Consider the following 23,432-nt stretch of genomic DNA (forward strand, 5'->3'; position numbering starts at 1 on the left):
ATATAAGGAGAGTTAGGCTTAGTCTTGTTTACGCTGCGCTTCTTTTTGCGCGTACTTAGCGGCACGTCGGGCTTCTCTTTGCTTGGCACTTTCACCACCAACATGCTGCTCGCCTCGCTGCTCTGCAAGAACAATTTGTTTTTCACGCTCGCGGAATCGAGCAATTTGTTCTTCTGAGTGTGTGCCGTGACATTTTGGACAGCTCACGCCTTGCTCGAACAATTCTGACCGTTTGTCTTCTTCAGTTATCGGTAGACGACAAGCGTTACATAAATCATAATCTGCTTTTTCTAGCTGGTGGTTCACGGCAACACGCCCGTCAAATACGTAACAATCGCCTTCCCACATGCTCTCTTCTTGAGGAACTTCTTCAAGATATTTAAGAATGCCGCCTTCTAGGTGGTAGACCTCATCAAAGCCCTGTTCTTTCATGTAAGCCGTTGATTTTTCGCAGCGGATACCACCGGTACAGAACATCGCAACTTTCTTGTGTTTTGCCGGGTCCATGTTTTCTTTTACATAGTCTGGGAATTCACGAAAGGTTTCAGTATTTGGGTTTACAGCGCCTTTGAATGTCCCGATCTCGATTTCGTAATCATTACGTGTATCGACAACAAACACTTCAGGATCAGCAATAAGATCGTTCCACTCTTGAGGTTTCACGTAAGTACCCACTACGTGGCGAGGGTCTATACCTTCAACACCTAATGTTACGATCTCTTTTTTCAATTTCACTTTGGTGCGATTGAATGGCTGGGTCTCAGAATACGACTCTTTGTATACGGTGCCAGTCAAACGAGGTTCGTTGTTTAGCCACTCCAGTAGCGTATCAATACCTGCACGATCAGATGCAACTGTGCCGTTGATACCTTCACTTGCCAGTAGTAATGTTCCGCGAATATGGTGTTTTTCCATCAACGCAAGTAATGGCTCGCGTAGCTCTTGATAGTTATTCAGCTCAACAAACTTGTACAGCGCACAAACTACATACTGACTCATGAGGTTTCCTTTAAAAATACAGGTGGTCAACGACCTTAAAATTTTAGCGGCAAGAAGTATACCTGACTAAACTAGTCGGAAATACGGACAAATTATACGGATATTATGAGTAGGCGGGGCCTGGCGGTCTTTGATAGGGGGAGCATGTCCGCAGGTGAAGCCGCTATGTGTTCAAATTATAAGCATTAATTATAGTGGGTTAGGTAGGTTGGAGCCGATACTTTTGGTTTAGATTTATGCTGTTATTCTGTTTTAGGCCCTTCAAAAAAGTTAGGCGCAAGAAGCACCAAATAATCACCGGAGTCATTGACAAGGAAAGGACATGTCGCAGTTTTATACATGAGGTGGTGAGGGATAAAGGTTTAGGGACAAAGAGTGAATGACTGATCGCCATTGTTCATAAACCGCTATAAAACGCCTTTTCACCACATACTGAAAAGGCGTTTTTCTAACGTCTGCCGTGCTTATTTCAACGTAGCTGCGGTCTGTTTACCCATGGCTATGAGCCTATCGAGAATACGTTCACCGTCGGCACGTAAACCGTTGTGCTCGTACTCATTGGTGATCCACGCTTTTGAATTTGGTATTAACGCGAGCGTCTCTCGACTGATATCCATTTCAACAAACATATCATCGGCGTAAACGGCGCAACTGACAGGCACTTTGTTTTGAGCCAGTTGTGTTTGATCGTACAGCGCAGCCCAATCTTCTTTCGCGGCTAATATTTCTGCGGCGTCTTTTAGTGGCTTGAGGTTAACGTATTGGTCGAACATCCATGGGAAGACCATTTCCCCCGTAAAGTAAAATGGCTTGCCAGATTCATAATTAAACTCTGATCGGGTTTGGCGAACGCGGTGCGCACTCCAATTCGACGCGAAGCTTTGACAGTAAATCGATTCATGCAAAATGGCGTAGATCGGGTTGGTTTGGAAGTTTTGCTGCGCCAACATATCGTTTAAGAACTCATAACGAAGTTGTGGTTTGCCGTTCACTTCAATCAACGCGCTTTCTAGCCAATAGTAAGTTGGTAAGAAAGTATCACTCACACCAAAGTTGATGCCGATTTGTTGAAATTGTTCCACCGTGAAGCGTTGACCATTTGGTAGGTACTCTTCATTTTCTAGCAAGTGATTCGCAATGTTTTGGCAAAGTTGCTGTGCATTGGGAAATTGTTGGAAGAACGCTTGGTTTTTCTCCATGGTGCGTTTGAAAGTGGCTTCATACACATCGTCGGCATGACGCGAGACTGATGGCACGCCACCTGTGATGTAGCTTTGTAGCAAGCTGTCTGGGAACAAAGACAAATAGGTGAGGGAGCAAAAACCACCAAAGCTTTGACCTAAGATCGCCCATTTTTCGACGCCAAATTGCTCACGAATGTATTCCGCGTCGCGCACGATGTTATCCGCTCGGAAGTGGCTCAAGTAGTCTGCTTGTTGCGCTGGCGTAAGGTGAGCAAGCGTCTGGTGATTAATTACGCTGCTGTTGCCCGTACCGCGCTGGTCGAGAAGCAAAACTCGGTACTCTTGCAGGGCGCGTTTTACCCAGCCGTTATTGCCGTTTTGACGCGGAGAGGGAAAGCCAGGTCCGCCCTGAAAGTAAACCAACCAAGGTTTGGTCGATTCTTCATCGCCAACTAGGCAAACCGCACGGGCGAAGACTTCAATGGTGTCTTTGCTCGCGTCTTGGTAATCCAGAGGAACGGTAAAACTGTGGGGAGTGTAATGCAATCCTGCGTCGATAAATGATTGAGCGTTCATTGTTATCTTTATTTCCTTATTGAGGGGTAGCGCTACTTTACTGCGAATGGCATGAAGAACCAATGCTATTTCCCAATTGCCTCTTCAGTTCTATACCTTGATCAAATCAATGTAAGTTCAAGAAAATGAAACGATTAGCGACTGGTGCAACTGGTTGAGTGAGCTATGCTCAATAGAGTTGCGACAAAGTAAGAGCATGGAGGAAGTCGGATGAAAGTGTCACTGGCTCGATGGACAATTGTGACTTGTTTAATAAGCGTACCTACTTTTGCCGTTGTTACGCCCAACCCACCTCAGTTACAGGCAAAAGGCTACGTATTAATGGACTTTCAATCCGGTGCCATTATTGCCGAGCATAACGGGCGAGCAGGCCTTGCTCCGGCGAGTTTAACCAAGTTGATGACCGCTTATGTAGTTGGACAAGAAATCAAAGCGGGGCGTTTGAAATGGGATGATGTTGTCACCGTGAGTGAAAACGCGTGGTCGGCCAAGTTTCCCGGTTCTTCTAAAATGTTCATCAAACCGAAAGATGAAATTAGTGTTGCGAACTTAATGCGCGGCGTGATCATCCAATCAGGAAATGACGCGTGCGTTGCACTGGCTGAGCATGTTGCAGGCAGTGAACGCGGCTTTGTCGCCTTGATGAATGGTTGGGCGGAGAAATTAGGACTGCAAGACACCTATTTTGTGAACTCCCATGGTCTTGATAGTGATGGCATCCAAACCTCACCAACCGATATGGCAAGACTCATGCAGTCGATCATCAGCGATGTTCCTGATGTGTACGCGCTATACAGTGAGAAAGTCTTCAAGTGGAACGACATTACGCAGTACAACCGCAATAAGTTGTTGTGGGACAATTCCATTGATGTCGACGGGGGAAAAACCGGCTACACCAGCAATGCCGGATACAGCTTGGTGAGCTCGGCCAAAGAAGGAAGAATGCGCCTTATCTCGGTGGTGATGGGTACGCCAAGTAAACAGGCTCGGATCAGCCAATCGAAGAATCTACTCAGCTATGGTTTTCGCTTTTATGACACCAAGCAAGTTGCTAAACAGGGGGAAGTTGAGTCTAAAGTTCGCGTTTGGAAGGGAAATGCTAATCAAGTTGAGGCGATCTTTGCTAAAGATGCCTATCTCACTCTGCCTCGTTCAATGACGGCTGGGCTTGATAAGAGTGTGGTGTTAAATGAACCGTTGATTGCGCCGATCGCGCAAGGAGATGAGATTGGTAAGGTCGTTTGGAAAAGCGATGACAGTACCGTGGCGAGTTATCCCTTGGTCAGCAGCCAAGCGGTAGAAGAGGGCTCGTGGTTTGGTCAGCTTTGGGACAGTTTGGTGCTGTGGGTGAAATCATTCTTTAGCTAGAATAAAAACGAGCAGAAGTTTCCTTCTGCATTCTTTTGTTGATGACCGCCCAGTCATAACGCTGGGCGGTGTCTTATTTAACGGTTTATTCCGACAAGGTGATGATTGGTAAATCGTCCCAAATCTTACTTTCATCCGATGCGCCACCGGAGAAGTTCCAAGGGCCTTTGTTTTGTTCTAGCGGACGGTAAGTTGCTGAAAGACCGTCTAAGTCCCAAGTCGTGACATAGAAACGGATACCATCGAGCGAATCTGGGCGGCCTAGTGCATCGCTAGCAAAGTCCATTGAAATGGTGTTGTTGGCTTTGTCTACTGTCACTGTTGGTGCTGGCGTTACGGCTTCTCCCCATGTCGTCGCATTTGCTCCTTTGGTGTTGTAAATAGAGCTTTGCCAGCCAAAAACAACCGCATTGCGACTCCAGGTTCCGCTTGGCATAGAAGCGTTGATCTTCGGTAGCTCAGACAAGTTGGTTGCGGCTTCTTCAGGTAAATCAATGAAGATGGTGAAACCTACGTGGTCGAAGCCGTTTGGTGGTAACCAAGTGTCGGTGATTTTGTCCATAGTGAAGGTCAAACGTACGTTACTGCCAACGGTAAACACTTCTGCTTTATTGATTGCGAGTTGGCTGTTGTCTTTGTCGAACGTTGGATCAGTTGGTAGCGAGTAGTTACCATTAGGGCCGCCCATGCCGCCCATGCCGTCTTGTGCATCGCCTGCATCATCAATGGTGTCATCCGGTGTGTTTGACCAGCTTAGGTTAGAGACAAAATTCACGTCCTCGATGCCTGCTTTTTTCTCGGTGGAGTAAATCGCGAAGCGGTGTTGCTGTTCGCCAATTGCAAAGTGACGAGTCGACAGCGTGACGCTAAACTGACCATCAGCGCCTACAGTAATGGTTTGTGCTGTTTCCAAGTTACCATCGACGACAAGGTTCAACTTCTCGTTGGCGTTCGCACTACCCGCGATAACAATATCACCAGTGATGGTTTTTCCTTCCCAATCTTGCGCTAGTTGGATGTTGAGGTCTGGCGTATCTACAGATTGATTGCTGCTTGTTTTTGAGTAAATCACTGCAGACTTGGCTGGTAGCTCTAGGGTTACATGACCGTTTTCATCGGCGACTAACTGCTCTGGAGCGTCTGCCCAGTTCGACATGATTTGCTGTTTGAAGACGGTACCGCCCGCTTGCTCTACATCGAGTTGGTTCATCAACATCGGCGAGTTGGATGTGTTCATGACCACCAAGACTTCGTCGGTATCCAACGTTCGGGTAAAGGCGAACACGCCCGCGCCCGCTTTGTCGCTGCCAATCACCTTCATTTCGCCGCGTGTCATGACTTTGTTTTCGGTACGTAACTTAGCAAGCTCTTGGATGAACAAGTACATCTCGCTGTTTTGGTCGAATGAATCTACGTAGTCGCCGTCTTCACGGTAACCGCCAGCAAACATCGCATCGCGCGCTGCTGGCATCGCTTGCTCTGTACCTTGGTAAATCACAGGAATACCGGGTACGCTCATCATGGTGATCAGAGCTTGCTTCATATCGTTGACACTGCCTTGCGATAGAAAACGTGGCATATCGTGGTTATCAATGAAGTTCGGCATGATGTATGGATTTGGGAACATCTCCATCATTTTCTCAAGACGGAAACGTAAGTAATCGGTCGGTTGCCCTGATGCAAATACGCGCGTCATGGTCGCTTGCAATGGGAAGTTCAGTACCGAGGTTAGCTGTTTCGGCGAGCCACTTTCACCGATGTAAGTCAGCATCTTCTCTTCGCCTTCGGTGTGGTAAGGCGTCGATGTTTCGAATACTTCACCAAAAGTGAGGAAGTTGTCACGACCGGTATCAACCGCTTGCGTCATCACACCATCGTCGGCGTGTAGGAAGTCATTCCAGAAATCGTGTTCAACAAACTTCACCGTATCGATACGGAATCCGTCGACGCCGACTTCGCGAATCCATTTTCGGTAGCTCTCTTTTAAGTAAGCGCGCACTTCGGGATCGGACGTATTAAGGTCATCCAAATCAGAGAGTTGCCAGGTTTTTTCTTGTACCGGATCGTTGTGGTCGGTGATGGTTGGCGTCCAGTGGTAGCTGCCTGTGCCGTCTGTTTTACACTCGTTCATGTTGAGCGGGTATGGCAGTTCTTGCCCGGCGTGTAGCGCATTTTCAATCAAACGGAAGCCTTGGCAAGGTAGGCTTGGATCATAACTGTAAGGATCATCGTAGGTGAAGAAGTTGCCTACATGGTTGGTCACGATGTCCTGAATTAAGAACATGTTACGCGCATGCACTTCGCGTGCTAACGCTTGGTAGCTTTCCATGTCGCCAAAGTGTTCATCCACTTTTTGGAAATCGCGCGCCCAGTACCCGTGGTAGCCGCCGTAGTTTTGCTCTGCATCCCACCATTGGTTAGCAACTGGCGGAGTAATCCAGATCGATGTGGCACCGAGATCTTCGATGTAGCTTAACTTATCACTCACGCCAACGAGGTCGCCGCCGCTGAATTTTTTATCCGACGTCGGATCGAATTCGTTTTGCCCTTGATCATTGAGAGCGCTGTCGCCGTCGTTAAAACGGTCGATCATCAGGAAGTAAATGATTTGATCTTGCCAATCAGGAGATGCCACGTGGCTGCCTGTATCGATTGGTGTGGTTTCGTCGCTTCCACAGCCAGAGAGAGCAAGAGCGATCGCTAAAGGAAGTATTTTTATTTTATTCATTGGGTTAGGTAGAGTTTCAAACACAGTTTCTGCCTCCGTTATGCAGTAATGCAGAAACGATAAAGCAAAGGTTTGAAATTGAGAGTGTCATTTCACGCCAAAAAAGACGTGAAATGATGTCACGAAGAGACGATTTTGATCTGACCGACAGTTTTAATTGAGCGGTTGCACAATAGGATATTGTATCGGGTAATGCTCTTTCGCGAGCTCGTTGCCGGATTCATCATAAAGGCGGAAACGGCACTGCTTTGTAGTTTGAGTGAGCGATAATTGCAGCACCCAACAAGCATAATGTAGCGAGTGTTTGGTTAAGCGCATTGCGTGAGGTGTGGGGTCATCATCGGCGTAACAGTCAATCCTCGCAACGTTTTCAAGTCGGCATGCCAGTTCGATAAAGAGCGTATATTGCGCCCCAATGTTAATAAGTTGCCGAGTCGGGACAATATATTCCGTTGCGCCAATTAAAAGCCCCTTAGAAACTACATAATCACGCTGGTGGTTATTCTCAATGTAACGCTCCCCATCGACTTCGTAACACAGGCGAAAGGTAAGGGGATGCGCCACCGGAAGTTCGGTCGTTGCCCAGAGTTCGGTGCCATGACTTAAAAAACGCTCGAAGAAGGCGGGGTAGCGCCGCCATGCGCCATCACGGTCACGGCATTCTACCGAGACCACTTTTTCAAACGCAATATTGTCCACTTCCATCCAGATTTTGCCGACAGGTTGGTCGATGTGGTTATCGTCGAAGGTATTGGCTTTGGCGTAGTACAAGCGGATCGGTTGCTGATTTAGCTGAGTTCGGTTATCCAAACATTGTTGGCGATACTGCATGGGTGAAAACGGATACCAACGACGAAAAGTGCGGTGAAAGTTCGATGGTTCTTCGTAACCAAGTTGATAGGCGATTTGCTGCGTTGTGAGTTGGGTGTCGGCAAGCAAAGTGAGTGCTTGCTTTCTTTTCGCGAAATCAACGCATTGAGAGTAGCTCATTTGCTTCTCTTGCAGTCGACGTTGCAAGGTGCGTTTGGAGACGCCCAGTTGCCTTGCCGCTTGCTCTAACTTGAGCGCGTAATTACTGTTTTTGATGAACAAGGCGTTCAAAACACTCAGCAATTCTGGCTGTTCAATTGGTTGGTGAGAAAGCAGCAAATAAACATGTTTCACCAGTTCAAACACGCTTGAACTCGTTTTAGAATCTCGCGTTTCCTCTAGAAAAATATTGGCCGCGAGTGGATTGTTGGCGTGAACTTGTACCTGTATTGATTCGCTTAACTCAAGCATTTCCAACTGCATTTTGAGCAAGCCAAACACCGACTCCGCCCAATTTGGCATATCGCCCGTTCTACATTCGACTTGCAGATGGATTTGGGCATCACCATGTTGCAATGTGACGTACAAACGGCGGTCGAATAATGAGACACTTTTACTCCACCAAAGCAGCCCTTCTTGGAGGTTAGGCGCTTCTTTCAACATCATGCATTGCAAGGCCACCAACTTCTCAATGTGCCAATATTCGCCGGCAATTCGAAGGTGATTGTGACCGAGCTTTTTGCACAGAAAGGATGTAATAACGTTATCTTGAGGCAGCATGAGTTGAGTTTGGTTGCGAGCAAACATGCATTATTGCCGAAAAGATGAAGAAGTTCAGTGAGAACGCTCAAAGCCTTTCTTATCGTTTTATTTTCAAATTTATTTTGAAAATGTTTTTAATCGAAATCGGTTTTTCCCTTTATCTCATGAGGTTATGCTGTTACTCAGCTTAAACTCATTAATTGGAGAGCCTCATGGATATCGTACAAGCTGCAAAATCTCGTTACTCAACGAAAGTGTTTGACCCAACGCGCAAGCTATCTCAAGAAAAAATCGATGCAGTTAAAGAGCTGATTCGTTTTAGTCCATCGAGTGTGAACTCTCAACCTTGGCATTTCATTCTGGCAAGCACAGAAGAAGGCAAACAGCGCATCGCTAAAGCGGCGCAAGAGAACTACGCATTTAACGCGGCGAAGATTCTCAACGCTTCTCACGTATTGGTGTTTTGTGCGAAAACAGGCATTGATAACGACTACATTGAAGCGCTAATGGTGCAAGAAGAAAAAGATGGTCGATTCCCAACTGAAGAAGCGAAAGCGGCTGTACGCGGTGGTCGTAGCTACTTTGTGAACATGCACCGTTTTGATCTGAAAGATGCAAACCATTGGATGGAGAAACAAGTTTACCTCAACGTGGGTACGTTGCTGTTGGGTGCTTCGACGTTAGAAATCGATGCAGTACCAATTGAAGGGTTTGATCCAAAAGTGCTGGATGAAGAATTTGGCTTGCGTGAAAAAGGTTATACCAGTGTTGTGATCGTGCCGCTTGGCTACCACGCGGAAGATGACTTCAACGCGAAAACGCCAAAGTCTCGCTGGGACGCAGAAACCGTATTCACCGAGATCTAATTCGAGCTTACTTGCAGGTGACGTAGAACCTTGTAATCAATATATAAATCGCAAAAGAGTGATAAAACGATGATCCACTTAGTCGCAGAAGTGAAAGCCTATCCAGATAGTAAGGATCAGGTGGTGAATTTGCTTGCTGGTTTACTAGAGCCAACTCGCAAAGAAGAAGGCTGTTGCCAATACGAGTTGTATCTCGACGAAAAAGTTGATGGCCTATTTATGTTCCAAGAAATCTGGGCATCGCAAGAGGCCTTGGATAAGCATTTGCAAAGCCCGCATATGGCGACGTTTCTTGAAACATTGGAAGAGAATGATTGGGTTGAATATACCCAGATTCGTCCTCTTCGATTTATCGCCTAATGACAGAAGGTTGCCAGCACGTTGGCGCGTTGCTGGCAGCATTTTTGTTGGATAAAGTCGCGGAAAGTCCGAATCGTTGGCGTCAATAATCGACGATCGGCACATACCATGTAGAGCGGCACTGGGCCGCAATCCCACTCTGGTAACACTCGTACCAATCTTCCCTCGATTAAGTCTCGGCTAATGTCCATCAATGATTTATTCGCAATGCCTTTGCCTTTGATCGCTAACCGGTGTGGCAAGTCACTATCGTTGCTCAACAAGTTACCGCTGACCACGATTTGTTCTTTCTCGCTGCCACGAGTGAGCGTCCATTTGTTGTAGACCGAATCCGCGACCATGTAGCACAAGCAGTTGTGTTGCGTTAAATCGACAGGAGAGGCGAGTTCTGGATGTGTAGCTACGTACTCTGGCGATGCACATAATATCCGTTCGTTTGACCCACACAATGCCAATACGACCAGATTGGAGTCGGCCGGTTCGCCGTAGCGAATCGCAATATCGACAGGCTTGGTATACATATCCGTCAAGCTATCGGACAGCTCTAGTTTAATGGAAACATTTGGGTAGAGATCGATGAACTCATCCACCCAATCGAGCAACATATTGCGACCAAAATCGGAGGGTGCAGTAATGTGCAGCTGACCAGATAACTCGCCACGCGCGCTTGAGATCTGATCCAACCCCTCTTGCAATGTTGCCAACGCTTGCATGGTTTTGTCTAAAAACAGTTCGCCCTCTGAGGTTAAACGCAGGCTTCGGGTGGAACGCACAAACAACGGGAAACCGATTTGCCCTTCAAGACGCTTAATCGATGCGCTAATGGCGGCAGGTGTCATGTCCATGCTGTTAGCGGCTTTTGAAAAGCTGCCTTGGCGCGCGGTTTCGACAAAAATATTGAGGTCGTTGAGGGCTTTCATAATGAAAAAGGCTTTTAAGAAGTTTGGGCTACTATAGGGGAGAGTCGTAGGCCAATTCAAGGTTAAAACATTAGGTTGCACGGCGAGTTTGAGTTAGATTAGCGCGCAACTTCACTTTACCGGATCAATAGCATGAGCCAACAGCAGCCGAATAACCCACTTCACGGGTTGAGTTTAGAGAAAATCGTCACCCGACTAGTTGAACACTTTGGTTGGAATGGCATGTATGAGCGCGTTCGTGTGAACTGTTTCAAGAAAGATCCTTCAATCAAATCGTCGCTGAAGTTCCTGCGCAAAACGCAATGGGCCAGAGATAAGGTGGAAGCTCTGTACATCGAGACATTCTGCTAACCGCTCTATGGTCTGCAGCAAGCGGTAAGTAGACTCTTAGTCTCGCTTTGGCTCGCTAGAATGACGCCACTTTTCTTATCGCGTAGGCTAGAAGAGTCGCTCTGCTGTTATGTTTAAAGCGTGATTCAGAATCTACCCTCAGATTGTATTGAGTTTATTCATAGCTCTATGGCCTGCAGAAGCGGTAAGTAGATTCTTAGTCTCGCTATGGCTCGCTAGAATGACGAAGTTTTTCTTATCGCGTAGGCTGGAAGAGTCGCTCTACTGATACGTCTAAAGCGAGATTCCGGATGGTCACATAGGCTTGTCTGGAATCGCTTTTTTAGATGGTTTTGTAGAGGTCAGAGTCAAACTCGAACCGTCATTCTGAACCGCGAGGAACGAGCGTGAATCAGAATCTACCTTCAGATTGTATTGAGTTTATTTATGGCTTTATGGTCTGCAGCAAGCGGTAAGTAGATTCTTAGTCTCGCTATGGCTCGCTAGAATGACGCAGCTTTTCTTATCGCGTCGGCTGGAAGAGTCGCTCTGCTGATACGTCTAAAGCGAGATTCCGAGTGACTCACTTAGGTTCTTCTGGAATCGCTTTTTTGGATGGTTTTGTAGAGATCAGAGCCAATCTCGAACTGTTATTCTGAACCGCGAGGAACAAGCGTGATTCAAAATCTACCCTCAGATTGTATTGAGTTTATTCATAGCTCTATGGTCTGCAGCAAGCGGCAAGTAGATTCTTAGTCTCGCTTTGGCTCGTTAGAATGACGTAGCTTTTCTTATCGCGTAGGCTGGAAGAGTCGCTCTACTGATACGTCTAAAGCGAGATTCCGAGTGACTCACTTAGGTTCTTCTGGAATCGCTTTTTTAGATGGTTTTGTAGAGGTCAGAGCCAAACTCGAACCGTCATTCTGAACCGCGAGGAACGAGCGTGATTCAGAATCTACCCTCAGATTGTATTGAGTTTATTCATGGCTTTATGGTCTGCTGCAAGCGGTAAGTAGATTCTTAGTCTCGCTATGGCTCGCTAGAATGACGTAGCTTTTCTTATCGCGTAGGCTGGAAGAGTCGCGCTGCTGATGCGTCTCAAGCGAGATTTCGGATGGTCACTTAGGCTTGTCTGGAATCGCTTTTTTAGATGGTTTTGTAGAGCTCAGAGCCAAACTCGAACCGTCATTCTGAACAGCGAGGAACGAGCGTGATTCAGAATCTACCCTCAGATTGTATTGAGTTTATTCATGGCTTTATGGTCTGCAGCAAGCGGTAAGTAGATTCTTACTCTCGCTATGGCTCGCTAGAATGACGCTAGTTTTCTTATCACGCGGGCTGGAATGGTACCTCAGCATCATTCCCGATAGCGATGAAGGAGCGCTGTCGGGAACCTCGCCTTTAATCTCTCGTTTCTTGCTACTCCAAATGATGCGTACTACCCACGGTTCCTTCCAAGTCTAAAATCGACTGGCGAACGTGATCTGGAATCGCAGCTTTAACGTTGTTCTTAAAATCAAACATCACACCAGTGGCGGTCGCGATGGTCGCAATTTTCCCCCACTTCTTACTCAGCACTTGGTACTCCATTGTGATGCGATCTTCTTGCATGTCGATTACGCGAGAACCGACTAATAGCGTGTCTGGGTAAGTAACAGGCAATTTGTAGCGGCATTGAGTCTCGCTCAGTACTGGTCCAATTTGCGAGGTCTGCAGGTCGACCAGCAGGTTAATTTTGTTGAAGTAATCTAAACGTGCGGTCTCGAAGTAGCGAAAATAGACCACGTTATTAACGTGTTGCAGAGCATCCATTTCACCCCATGCGACTTTTATCTCTGTGATAACGGGAAAGTCCTTTAACAGTGTGTCCATTTTTATTGCTCCTTTTTCATCTGCTTTGCCACAAATTGCGACGCGACTTATCACTTTGAGCATTTATTCTAGATGTAATCATTTAATATGTAATAAAATTGTTTTTAAAATGTGAAATGAAATAGTGGTTTGATTATGTAAACTAGAAACTTTACATAATTGAGTTGAAGGCGTAAGTTTAACTAAGAGTAACCAGATAGGAGGTGTCTCATGATTGAACTCAAAGGTTTCAACCTCGCAAGAGTTGAGAAACGCATCGATTGGACAGGTGAGCTGTTCAGTTTGAGAATATCTGGCGCGCCTCTTTCCTTTAAAGCTGGCCAATTCACCAAGCTTGCTTTGCTTGATGATGAAGGTAAGCTGATCAGCCGCGCTTACTCTGTGGTTAATGCGCCAAGCGAGCAATTCGATTGGTTGGAGTTTCTAATAGTAGCCGACCCTCAAGGACAACTTTCTCCACGGCTCCAAAAGCTTAAATCTGGTGATAGCATTTATGTCGGTGCCACCGCACATGGCGATTTAATCCATGATTCTATTCCTAAACAGGCTCATGACCTGTGGCTGCTATCTACAGGTACGGGGATTGGACCGTTTTTATCGCTGCTGGATGATATAAACTTACCGCCTCACAATGAGCGCATTGTTCTGGTTCATGCCGTTCGTTTCGAAAAAGATCTGGTTTATAAATACCTAATTGAACAGCTTCAGCAACGATATGAAGGCAGATTAAAGTATATACCGATAGTCAGCAGGGAAGTGGTTGATGGTAAATTACAAGGCCGAATTCCTGAACTCATCGAATCGGGTTTACTGTCCAACGCCGCTGATGCGCCATTCTCAGCTCAGCGTAGCTTTGTCATGATGTGTGGGAATCCACAAATGATCAAAGATACCGTGCCCGTCTTACAAGAGCTAGGCTTGGAAAAGTATCGCCATCAAACAGGGGGAAATATCATTTACGAACGTTACTGGTAGCGTTTTGTTAAATTGATACGGTTATGCTCAAGATGTAATGATTACTTTTGAGATACGACCGCGATTTAGTATGTTCTTAGTTGAATATTATGTTGGCAATACCTAAACTGCGCTCACCATTGCGCGTCTGTACACTCAGTCATTCTCGCTTAACCAATTACATTGAGGTGACTGAAGTCCATGTATGCTTTTATCGCGAGCAAGCAACAGAGAATCATTGCTGGTTTTATCGACCTGCTCTTTACGATGGTGGTCGTGTTAATAATTGCATTGAGTATTAACTCTTTTCTTAACGACTTTCAGCTCTCTTTAGCAGATAACCTCACGCTTGTTCGTGAAACTCAGGCGTTTTACTTGCTTTCTTTACCAACGGTTTTAATGATCAACTGGAATGCATTGAGTCATGGGCAAACCATTGGTATGCGCATGATTGGTATTAAAGTTGTAATGAAAAATGATAGTAAGGCAACGAAAGTTACAGCAGGGTTAAGGCTTGTTATTAGCTACTTAATGGAGATGCTCATTCCGGGGATCCCGTTGGTAAATTTGGCATTGTTGTTCTTTCATCCGGAGCGACGTTTGTTGCATGACTTGATCGCCAATACTAAAGTTGTCCAAGTTTCCTAATTTTTTGATCGAAAAAGCCACGTGAAGTGGCTTTTTTAATATCGATAAAGTTAACCAGATTTACTGTTGATTAACATATTTCTTAAAGCGAGCTTTGGTTTCTGCGTCTGCTTTTTGGTACCAGAAGTGCAGCATCTCTTCAGCTGTCGAATCCGCTTTAACCGCAGTTGCTCTCACTTGCTTCATATCCGCAGGAACCTTTGCAGGAAGCGTGACTGGCTGCATGGTCGCTGCGCCAGCAAAAGCCACGGCTGCTGCACCGCCAGCTTGGTTATAATCTTCGATTTCACGTACGTAATCACGACCGATTTGCATACCCGGTTTGAGCAACTTGTCCTGGTCAACCGCGATTGCGTTGCCTGAATCATCAACCAGTTTCCAATCTAAGTCTTTGATCTTCTCTTCCGCATCACGTAGGTTGCGGTATTCTGGCATTTGTAGAGTGAGTTCGGCATTGGTCGCGTCAAATCGTGTAACGATAACATCGCTTTCAACACTTAAACGGTCATTACCTTGGTTGAAGTAAGGGGCGAAACGAAATACGACTTGGTTAAGGCCATCAGGTAACGTCAGTGTTCTTTCAGAGGCGAAAAAACCACCCGAAAGATCTGCTTTTTCACCGTTAGCCGCTAATACTGAAACGTTGTCAGGAACACTTACGGTTACATCGGCGAATGCCATGCCACTCATTGCGAGAGCAAGCGCACAAGTTAAAGGCTTGATCAATTTCATTGTTTTTATCCTAAGCAAATTAGTGGTCATCGAGAGTGCATCGTTCATTGCCCGATTGCAACTCCCAAGTGTAATAAGTATGAAAATTTAACAAGAACGTCATTTTTATCGCATTTATTACGACGAAACTGTGATCCAAATAGAATCAAACCGCTGAAATGCAGCGGTTTGATATCATAAGTTATAGATTAAGTTTCTTTCTAACTTATTGATTTATTAAATGCCAGCACCGTGTCCAGGTTCTGATTGGTCATCAGAAGCGTCTTGTTGTTCTGCCATTTCTTCTTGCTGTTGTGCTTTCTCAATGCTCAACCACCAAACAAATAACTCATACCAAATTGCTAGGATAACGGCACCTAAGAACAGACCAACGATGCCGTAGAAAAGCATACCACCGATGGCACCGAGCAGAATCACAGGCATTGGCACGTCGACGCCACGTCCCATCAACATTGGTTTGAACAGGTTTTCAGAAAGAGCCGCAACTACGACCCAAACAGTAAACATGGTTGCTGTTGAGGTGTCTTGGGTCATGTACATGAAGCCAATCACAGGTAGCACAGCGAGCAACGCCGGGAGCTGAGCGATACATAAGATCATTAGAAGCAGTGTGAGTAAACCTGCTGCCGGAACGCCAAATACGAAGAAACCAGCACCGATCAACAGTGCTTGAATCGCCGCTACACCGACTACGCCAAGCAGTACGCTTTTAATTGTCGCAGCGATAAGCGTGGTCCAGCTTTTTGCGTTTTCACCAGCGGTACGAATCGCGATGGTTCTTAGGCCTGATGCCGCAGATTCAGAGTACGTCATGAAACCTGCTGCAATCGCAAGTGACAAGATTGAAAGCAGTAAACTTCCCAATACGCCCCCCAGTGTACCCAGTAAAGATGTGAGTCCTGCCTTTATTTGTGGCATAAAGGTTTGAATCGCTTGCTCAAGATTAGTAGCGAATAGGGTCCACACTTCGTAGAGCTTATCACCCACGATAGGCCAATCCGCTACGGAAGGTTTTGGCCCTGGTATTTTCACTTGACCATTTTGTAGTACTTCAAGCGCGTGCGTTGCACCATCCACAATGGAGCCTGATACCATAACAAGTGGCGTGACAAGGAGGGCAATACCAAGTAAAGCAATGGTTGTGGCTGCCAGACCTCTGCGACCACCATATACACGCTGCAATTTTTGGGTAAGCGGCATTAAAGCGACGGCTATAATAGCGCCCCAAATAACCGGAAGTATGAAGGGTTTGATGATGTCGTACGTAAACATCAGCAAGACAAAGATCAAGCCAATGCGTATTGCTGATTCCACCATATTACTGATGAAAAGCTTACTGTCGATTTTTACCGATTGTTTATCCATTTTTGTTTACCTGATGATCAATGTTAGAACTGACGAGACTTGAAACAACAATCGCCATATAAAAAACACCTGTGATGGCCTCTAAATACACCACGACTTGAGCCAGTGGTGTTAGAGGACTAATGTCGCCATAACCGAGCGTGGTTAAGGTAACGAAACTGAAATACGCTGCATTGGAGAAGTTCTGCCCCCAAGAAATCGCTTCCATACCGGTAAAGGCTTCAGGCGAAAACTCAAGCAGAATGAGGTAGGCAATCGCCCACATCAGACCAAGTAGCAAGAAAAGCGCTACCGAGCCAATGACTTTGTTGCTGTTGACATGGCCGGTGAAAAGAATCTGTCTTGCGATGGATTTAAAAGTGCCGAAAAAGAACGCAAAGGTGAGGGCAAGCATCACCACATTCATCTCTCTGATGTTGAAAACGGTCTTGATCACAATCACAAGAACCCAAACACCAAACAGGCTATAGAGGAAACGAGACCAGGTTTTGTCAAAGCGAAGGCTCGCAAAACAGACGATAAACGTCAGAACCGTGAAAGCCTGAAGTATGTGTTCAATCGTCCCTTCACCTACGACTTGTGCCATCGCACTTCCTAACAACAAAATCACTAGCGCTAAGGTTAGATAGAAGAAGTTGTTTTCTTCATTAATGTTTTTGAGGTTTTTACCAATGACCATGGCTCTTCTCACTTAGTTATTGTTCACTTTCTGCGGATGACTCTTTCATCACCATGATGGACGCAGAAAGCCCGAATCGAAGATCAACATCTTCAGGAAGTTCTTGTAGGGAGATTCGCACCGGAATACGTTGTGCTAGGCGAATCCACTGAAAAACAGGGTTTACGTTTGGAAGAAGGTTGTAGCCGACCGTGCCGTCTTTGGGCGCAATACCCCAACCAATCGAGTCAACCGTCGCGTCAATTGGCGTGTCTGGGTGAGACATCAAAGTGACACGCGCTTGGCTGCCAGGTTCGATTTGCGCAAGTTGGTTTTCACGGAAGAAACCAAATACCCAAAAGCTGTTTTTGTCGATCAGTGCGAGCAGTGGTTGGTTTGCGACCGCTTGCGTACCGTTTCTAATATCGAGGTTAGATACAAAACCATCGACGGTCGCATAAACTTTGGTAAAGCTGAGGTTTAGGCGTGCTGATTTTAGTTGTTCTTCTGCAGATTTGATTTGCAGTAGCGATTCTTCGTAAGCGATTTCACGACGAATCAGATCCTTGTGAGAAACCGCGCCACGGTCTTTGGCACGAATGTCTTTTAGGCGGTCATATTCGATTTTTTTACCGCGAGAGCTAACAATGGAGCGATCCAGTGCTACTTCGGCTTGAGATAACGCAACCTGGTAAGTAGCAGGGTCGATTTCAAACAGTAAATCCCCCGTTTTTACTTCTTGGTTGTCTTGCACCGCGACATTTACAATTGGGCCTGAAACGCGAGGAGCCACTTTGATGACGTTAGCACGCACTTGTCCATCTCGTGTCCATGGGTTATTAAAGTATTCCTCAAACTTTTGATAGCCGAGCCAAGCTGCGCCACCAAGAATGACAAGATTGAGTGCGATTACGAATAGTTTTTTCATCTTGTTTGGCACCTAAAATTGAATATAAAAGCTGTCGATGGCCACCACATAACCGACCATGATGGCAATAAACGTCAGAGACGGAAAAGTGATGAAGCGAGACAAACGTGTCTTGTTCAATATCATCACCGTTATCCACGTGGCCGTGACGGCGAGAAAGAGCACCAGTAACGTGGGAGAAAAGTAAACGTCTCCCCAAGAAAGTTCATGAGGCATTAGAGATCCTCCGTTTTGTTTTCATCACTGGTCTCAGCCGGAGTTTCGAGGCGCAAAGGCGGCAATACGCGGTTTTCTTCATTTAAATAACCATCCCAGTCAGTTCGTTCTGTCATTTGCTTGGCAATAGATTCACTGAGGAAGGGTTTGCCTGTTTGGGTTTGCCAGCCTCCACCGAGGGCTTTATAGAGTGCAACAACTTGGTTCGCCACGTTCCCTTTGATCGTTGCGTAGCTGTCTTCCGCACGGGTCATTTTTTCTACCGAGTTAAGCAGACGTTCGAATGAAATTTGTCCGTTTTCGTACTGTGTCATGGATATGTTGAACGCACGAATGGAAGAGTTGACCGATTGCAAGCGTAAATCTTTTTGTTGCAAATACAGGTCATACGCTTCGATTGCATTGGTGACTTCATTAACGGCTTGCAGTACCTTTTTGTTGTAGTTCGTCAGCGTTTCTTGGAAGCGAGCATCTTCGAAACGAATGTTATTTTTCACGCGTCCGTATTGGAAAATGTTCCAACTGAACGTTGGGCCAACCACCATGGTGAGCGAATCGCTAAAACTGAAACTGCTGCCATCGGGAACCGTACTGTCGATACCGATGGAACCGAACAACGAAAAGCTTGGGTACAGAGCGGTTTCTGCCACGCCAATCTGCGCACTTTGCGCGCGAGCTTGCATCTCAGAGACTTGCAAATCCGGACGTCGCATCACTAAGTTAGCATCCACTTGCGTATCCAAAAGCGGTGGACGTGGCACAATGGAGCGCTCGTCGGTGCCCGATAGCGCCGATTTTCTGCCCGTTGATTTGAACTGGGCTTCGTACTCAGCGATTTGCTTGTGCATCCCATCCGACTGTAGCAGTCCATCTACTTCTTCTGGTAACAGACCCAGTAGCAAAGCCAACACAGTACGTGATTGCTTCATTGCCACTTCGAGGCTCGGTAGCGCTGCTTTGGTGGTGTAGAGTTGGTTTTTAGCTTGTTGAACGTCCAATTCTGTAACGTTGCCAGAGTCGAACTGCACCTGTGTAATGCGGACGACACGCTCTTGAATCTCGATATTGCGGCGAGACAGCAAAATACGTTCTTGGAATGTGCGATAGTTGATGTAATTGCGTGCCACTTCGGCGGTTATGGTGACCATGATGTCGTGATACGATGCGATGGATGCGTAGTAACCCGCTTCTGCCGACTCAATACCGCGAGCATACTTGCCCCAAACATCCATTTCCCAAGCAGCATCAAACGACAAAGTGGCGTTATTCACGCCCTGATCATTTACGTAGGCACGCGCTAGGTTTCCTGACACGGTTTGAACTTGTGGGTATTGCAAGCCCGTCGAAATACCAAGCAATGAACGTGCTTGGACAATTCGTAGCCCTGCGGCTTCTAAATCGAGGTTTTGTTTGCTCGCCAACTCAACCAGCTGATTAAGAGTCGAGTCATTAAATTGCTGCCACCATTGTTGTAGCTGTTGCTCTGATTGCTGCGTATCTTTGGCTGCTTTTTGCACCGACCAGTCACTTGGCAGTGGCGCCTGCTTTGGATGAACATAATCTGGTCCTACCGTGGTACACGCACTGAGTCCGAGCAAAGAAAGTATGGCGAGGCTTGGTTTGGTTAGTTTTGGAAGCATCATATCCCCACCTTTAAAAACGCTTCTGTTGTAAGTTCACCCAATCGATATCCTCGTAGGTTTGCTTGCAATGCTTGATTGCTTCGAACACGTTCCGTTTTAAATTCAGCAAGATATAAAAACCGGCTATCTCTGAATAAGCGTAGTCAGATAAATCCAACTCACTAAAAAAATCTTCCAGTTTATCTTCGAATGTTTGGTAATCTTGACTGTATTGGTCGAATACGGAGTCGAGTTCTTGTGTTGCTTGATGGCTGGCTAAAGCGCCCGCCATCAAAGGAATGATGGAATCGCGGTGCTGTTGGCGAAGCTGAGTAATTAGTGGATTGGTCATCAACTTTTTCTCGGCGGCCATTAAGATGTTGATGTGATTACTGAGTACATCACACGCTTTGCTAAACGCGCCAATCGCTTCTGGCGTGGTTTTATCAAAGTGTTTGTGGTTGATTTTCGAACCCCAGACTTTGAGCTTTTTCGATGAGACATTGAGCGTCACCAAGTGCAAGGCCCGTTTGAGCGGCGTAATAACCGAGCTGGACTGCTGTTGATAGGTAGTGAACAGCTCTCGGGTATGTCGGAAGTAGCGTTCTTTTATGGTCAAAAAGAGGTGTTCTGGTCGTGAGCTAAACGGGAAGTAGTGCGCGAAAATAATCATGAACACCACCATGTAGAACAACAGCATGATCGTCATGAGGATCCCGAAGTGATAAAACATGTTGTTGTCTAAACCAAGAACAAACAAGCCAATCATATAGAAAATCGTCACTGGCCCGTTAAACAGATAAAAGCCGATAAAGGTGTAGATAAAGATGAACAGGCCAAGTTCTAACCCGAGATCCAATTGCGGAAGAATGAAGACGTAAGAAGGCACCGCGAACAAGAAGCCGAAAGTGAACAGCACAAGTAACAATATCGGGTGCACAGGCACGAACGACAGCAAAGACATAAACATGGTCGAGAAGACCACGAACGAGTAGCCGCCTGGTGGATTGAAATAAATCCAAATCAGTCCAGCAACCCAATAAGTGACAAAGGTTTTGACCGCAGTTTTAAAGTTTTCTGCGTCCCACCATAGAAACTTGCCTTTCGGTTTCGGCAGTGGCACGTCAAAGGAGACATTGTTCGTCACAGAGTCAATACAGCTAATGCTCTCCGCTAAACGCGACAAGTTTTGATGCATCAGTTCCAATAGGTGACCAAGCGTAAGCGCAGAGCCTTTCTCTAGGTGCGCTGCGTTTTCTAGCAACGCTTGGTTGTATTTGACTTTGAATTCCTGAGCACGATAAGCGGGTTCTTTTTCGTCCCAGACTTGTTGGCAGGTATCAAATAGCGCGTCAATTTCCGCCACGGCTTGATCAAAGTTGCTGATGCTTTCACGGTCTTGTTGGTGGCTAAAGTGGCTGTGCGCCGCAACGGTCAATTGTTGCGTTACTTGCTTGTTCAAATGAACCGCCAAGCGCCACTCTTTCATGTAGGCCGACACGTCGCTGCATTCCACACTGACTGTGGCAAAACGCTGTTCGAGCGCATTTTGGGCGGCAAACATCTGTTCGATGAGAGTGTCCACGCTAGGTTGTGGCTCTTCAGCTTCTGGATTTTCTTCTCCGCCTTCTTGAGGAGAGATTTGCCCTGCCGATTTTTGCTCGAAATTTTGCAAGATAGCGGTGAACAACGCGCGTTGTGCTTGGTTGAGTTGTTCGATGAGCTGCCTTAGGTTTTGTTCTGTTTTGGTCGGGAATAAGAAAGTCCCCACGAGTGTGTAAACCACCACCCCAAACACCGTCATATAGGCGCGGTCAACGCCATAAAGAAACGCACCTTCTGCGTCACCGCCATTGGACATCATCAACGTCATCACGCCGGTCAGCATGAGTAGCGTTGGATCTTTTTGATAGGCATTACGGAAGTAAAAAATGAATGAGACCACAACCGACACGCTCAACATGTACAGCAAGCGGTCTTGAGCAAACAATCCCACCAGTAACAAGCCAACGACGGCGCCAACCAACGTACCGAACACGCGTAAGGTACCTTTGGCGAGGGATTCACGACGACTGCCTGTGGATGCAATCAGCATCACTGTGGTTGCGGCCGTCGATGCTTGCGGCCAACCCATGGCAAACGGGATCAGATAAGCCAGAGTCAGGCTAAGCGATACTTTAATAGCGAATTTTATTTTGTCGTTCATAGTGTCAAAGTTTGCTCAGGCTTATCGTTATAAGTTGATGAATTTCTTATATGAATAATCAGAATCTTGTTCTGAATAAATTCGGGGGGCGGAATATAGCGGGTGAAAAAGTGTGCTTTGTAAACCCTTTGTCAAAACAAAAAGTGCGTATTTGGCTTGATCTCGTGCTAGCCCTTGGCGTTATTGGTGAAACGCCTAAAACGAGCAAATTCGCGATCTGTGATGATTCTCACTTTTGAAACAAAATCGTTGCATTGTGTGAGCCAATGCTCACCTTATATTCTTCGCCTGGTACCAAAGCAGACCACTTATACCATCTGCAATGAGCTTTACTGCTTTAAAAAGCATAGATGATGAATGGGTATTTGAGAGGGAAAGTTATTACTTTTTATCGGCTTGCTGATTGTTCGTTTGTTTTTTTGGATCGAGATAAAAAAACCGAAGCGATCCCACCAAGAATGATGCCGCTGGTTAAAAGAGTGTGCAGTGAAAGAGGCTCGTGGAGTACGACGGTGCCGAGTAGCAAAGCAATGGCTGGCACGGAAAGTTGGCTGACGGCGGCTTGAAGTAAAGAGAGCTTACGCATGACTTGATACCAAAGCGTATACCCAAGGCCAGATGCAATGGCGCCAGACGTGATAGCGAGCAACACTCCGCTCAAAGAAAGGTGGATTGAGGACAAGATTAATGGCGAAAGGAGCACGCCAATTATTGATGCAGCGATGAATCCCCACGTGATCCCACTACTTGGAGAAGGCGCTTGTTTACCGAGCGCAGTAAACGCAGCCCAACAAACGCCAGAAATCAACATGAGAAGTGCAGAGCTAATATCGGGGCGAGTGGCAGATGGCAACATCAACCAAACAAATCCAACAATTGAAAGGCCGATACCGATGATTTCGAGAAACTGAAAGCGCTCACCTTGCAACCAATAGATCGCCAGTAATGTAAGTTGCACGGCACCAAACAAAAGCAAAGCACCAGTTCCTGTCGCCAGTTGTAAGTACGCGAAAGAGAAAAGGGCAGCGTAACCAAATAACGCCACGCCAGCAAAAAAGCGAAAGCGAGAAGTTGGCCGATCGGTTTTCCACTGGCCTCTCACGACAAGCATTGCGATTAAGGTAATCGCGCCAGATATCAATCGAACGAGCGTGAAGCTTCCTGCATCAATTAACCCTTCTGCCAAGGCAATTCGACACAATAATGAATTGGCAGCGAACGCCAGCATTGCAATGGCAGTGAGTAAAAAGGTCGACATCCTTGATCCTTAGCGTGTAAATGAACAGCTAGTGTAGATCCAAAAGAACATTTTTATTAGTTGATAAAGT

Annotated in this window: 20 protein-coding genes; 6 read left to right on the forward strand and 14 right to left on the reverse strand. The window is 46.3% G+C overall.

Features of this window, described 5'->3' with window-relative positions:
* Positions 1-18 precede the first annotated feature (18 nt).
* On the reverse strand, positions 19-999 hold the full coding sequence (locus R7P64_RS01330) for a rhodanese-related sulfurtransferase (protein ID WP_318123071.1): 981 nt from the start codon (positions 997-999) through the stop codon (positions 19-21).
* 464 nt (positions 1,000-1,463) lie between these two features.
* On the reverse strand, positions 1,464-2,759 hold the full coding sequence (locus R7P64_RS01335; RefSeq protein ID WP_213912049.1) for an alpha/beta fold hydrolase: 1,296 nt from the start codon (positions 2,757-2,759) through the stop codon (positions 1,464-1,466).
* Positions 2,760-2,969: 210 nt separating this feature from the next.
* Between R7P64_RS01335 and R7P64_RS01340 the strand changes: the two genes are divergently transcribed.
* A complete protein-coding gene (locus R7P64_RS01340; protein WP_029803147.1) occupies positions 2,970-4,127 on the forward strand; it encodes a D-alanyl-D-alanine carboxypeptidase family protein in 1,158 nt (385 codons plus the stop codon).
* An 85-nt stretch (positions 4,128-4,212) separates the two neighbouring features.
* Here R7P64_RS01340 and R7P64_RS01345 read toward each other — a convergent pair whose 3' ends face one another.
* Together R7P64_RS01345 and R7P64_RS01350 are read right to left on the reverse strand one after the other, a co-directional pair.
* Positions 4,213-6,879 (reverse strand): alpha-amylase family glycosyl hydrolase, encoded by a 2,667-nt coding sequence (locus R7P64_RS01345; RefSeq protein ID WP_318123072.1) that lies wholly within the window; start codon positions 6,877-6,879, stop codon positions 4,213-4,215.
* A 129-nt stretch (positions 6,880-7,008) separates the two neighbouring features.
* Positions 7,009-8,472, reverse strand: a complete 1,464-nt coding sequence (locus tag R7P64_RS01350; RefSeq protein WP_318118656.1) for an AraC family transcriptional regulator — start codon at positions 8,470-8,472, stop codon at positions 7,009-7,011.
* Between the two features lie 167 nt (positions 8,473-8,639).
* On the opposite strand from R7P64_RS01350, the gene R7P64_RS01355 reads away from it, so the two are divergent.
* On the forward strand, positions 8,640-9,293 hold the full coding sequence (locus R7P64_RS01355) for an oxygen-insensitive NAD(P)H-dependent nitroreductase NfsB (RefSeq protein WP_005384588.1): 654 nt from the start codon (positions 8,640-8,642) through the stop codon (positions 9,291-9,293).
* A 69-nt stretch (positions 9,294-9,362) separates the two neighbouring features.
* Positions 9,363-9,653, forward strand: a complete 291-nt coding sequence (locus tag R7P64_RS01360) for a putative quinol monooxygenase (protein ID WP_005374925.1) — start codon at positions 9,363-9,365, stop codon at positions 9,651-9,653.
* On the opposite strand, the gene R7P64_RS01365 is transcribed toward R7P64_RS01360, so the two are convergent.
* A complete protein-coding gene (locus R7P64_RS01365; protein WP_318118658.1) occupies positions 9,650-10,573 on the reverse strand; it encodes a LysR family transcriptional regulator in 924 nt (307 codons plus the stop codon). The genes R7P64_RS01360 and R7P64_RS01365 overlap by 4 nt on opposite strands.
* Before the next feature lie 132 nt (positions 10,574-10,705).
* Between R7P64_RS01365 and R7P64_RS01370 the strand changes: the two genes are divergently transcribed.
* Complete coding sequence (locus R7P64_RS01370; protein WP_005374929.1) at positions 10,706-10,924, forward strand: VF530 family DNA-binding protein; 219 nt, start codon at positions 10,706-10,708, stop codon at positions 10,922-10,924.
* 1,398 nt (positions 10,925-12,322) lie between these two features.
* Here the strand turns inward: R7P64_RS01370 and R7P64_RS01375 are convergent.
* Positions 12,323-12,775 (reverse strand): acyl-CoA thioesterase, encoded by a 453-nt coding sequence (locus R7P64_RS01375; RefSeq protein ID WP_005374933.1) that lies wholly within the window; start codon positions 12,773-12,775, stop codon positions 12,323-12,325.
* A gap of 210 nt (positions 12,776-12,985) precedes the next feature.
* On the opposite strand from R7P64_RS01375, the gene R7P64_RS01380 reads away from it, so the two are divergent.
* Entirely contained in the window at positions 12,986-13,750 is a 765-nt protein-coding gene (locus tag R7P64_RS01380) for a ferredoxin--NADP reductase (protein WP_318123075.1), read from the forward strand.
* Between the two features lie 180 nt (positions 13,751-13,930).
* Positions 13,931-14,377: an RDD family protein gene (locus tag R7P64_RS01385; RefSeq protein ID WP_258480525.1), complete on the forward strand. Its 447-nt coding sequence runs from the start codon at positions 13,931-13,933 to the stop codon at positions 14,375-14,377.
* A 60-nt stretch (positions 14,378-14,437) separates the two neighbouring features.
* Here R7P64_RS01385 and R7P64_RS01390 read toward each other — a convergent pair whose 3' ends face one another.
* The 8 genes from R7P64_RS01390 to R7P64_RS01425 form a co-directional block, all read right to left on the reverse strand.
* A complete protein-coding gene (locus tag R7P64_RS01390) occupies positions 14,438-15,109 on the reverse strand; it encodes a DUF2057 domain-containing protein (protein ID WP_017634411.1) in 672 nt (223 codons plus the stop codon).
* 216 nt (positions 15,110-15,325) lie between these two features.
* Entirely contained in the window at positions 15,326-16,474 is a 1,149-nt protein-coding gene (locus R7P64_RS01395; RefSeq protein WP_005386936.1) for an AI-2E family transporter, read from the reverse strand.
* On the reverse strand, positions 16,467-17,153 hold the full coding sequence (locus tag R7P64_RS01400) for a potassium channel family protein (protein WP_047102392.1): 687 nt from the start codon (positions 17,151-17,153) through the stop codon (positions 16,467-16,469). The genes R7P64_RS01395 and R7P64_RS01400 overlap by 8 nt, the downstream gene beginning before the upstream one ends.
* Positions 17,154-17,169: 16 nt before the next feature.
* A complete protein-coding gene (locus R7P64_RS01405; RefSeq protein WP_285385281.1) occupies positions 17,170-18,060 on the reverse strand; it encodes an HlyD family secretion protein in 891 nt (296 codons plus the stop codon).
* 12 nt (positions 18,061-18,072) lie between these two features.
* Entirely contained in the window at positions 18,073-18,276 is a 204-nt protein-coding gene (locus R7P64_RS01410) for a DUF1656 domain-containing protein (protein ID WP_285385280.1), read from the reverse strand.
* Entirely contained in the window at positions 18,276-19,919 is a 1,644-nt protein-coding gene (locus tag R7P64_RS01415; protein ID WP_318123076.1) for a TolC family protein, read from the reverse strand. Before R7P64_RS01415 ends, R7P64_RS01410 begins: the two co-directional genes overlap by 1 nt.
* Positions 19,920-19,929: 10 nt before the next feature.
* Positions 19,930-22,104 carry an FUSC family protein gene (locus tag R7P64_RS01420; protein ID WP_262579714.1) on the reverse strand — a complete coding sequence of 725 codons (2,175 nt, stop codon included), beginning with the start codon at positions 22,102-22,104 and terminating at the stop codon, positions 19,930-19,932.
* 388 nt (positions 22,105-22,492) lie between these two features.
* Positions 22,493-23,362, reverse strand: coding sequence for a DMT family transporter (locus R7P64_RS01425; protein WP_262579713.1), 870 nt, complete (start codon positions 23,360-23,362; stop codon positions 22,493-22,495).
* Positions 23,363-23,432: the final 70 nt, after the last annotated feature.

It is taken from the genome of Vibrio sp. 2304, from assembly GCF_033339475.1.
Lineage (GTDB): Bacteria > Pseudomonadota > Gammaproteobacteria > Enterobacterales > Vibrionaceae > Vibrio > Vibrio alginolyticus.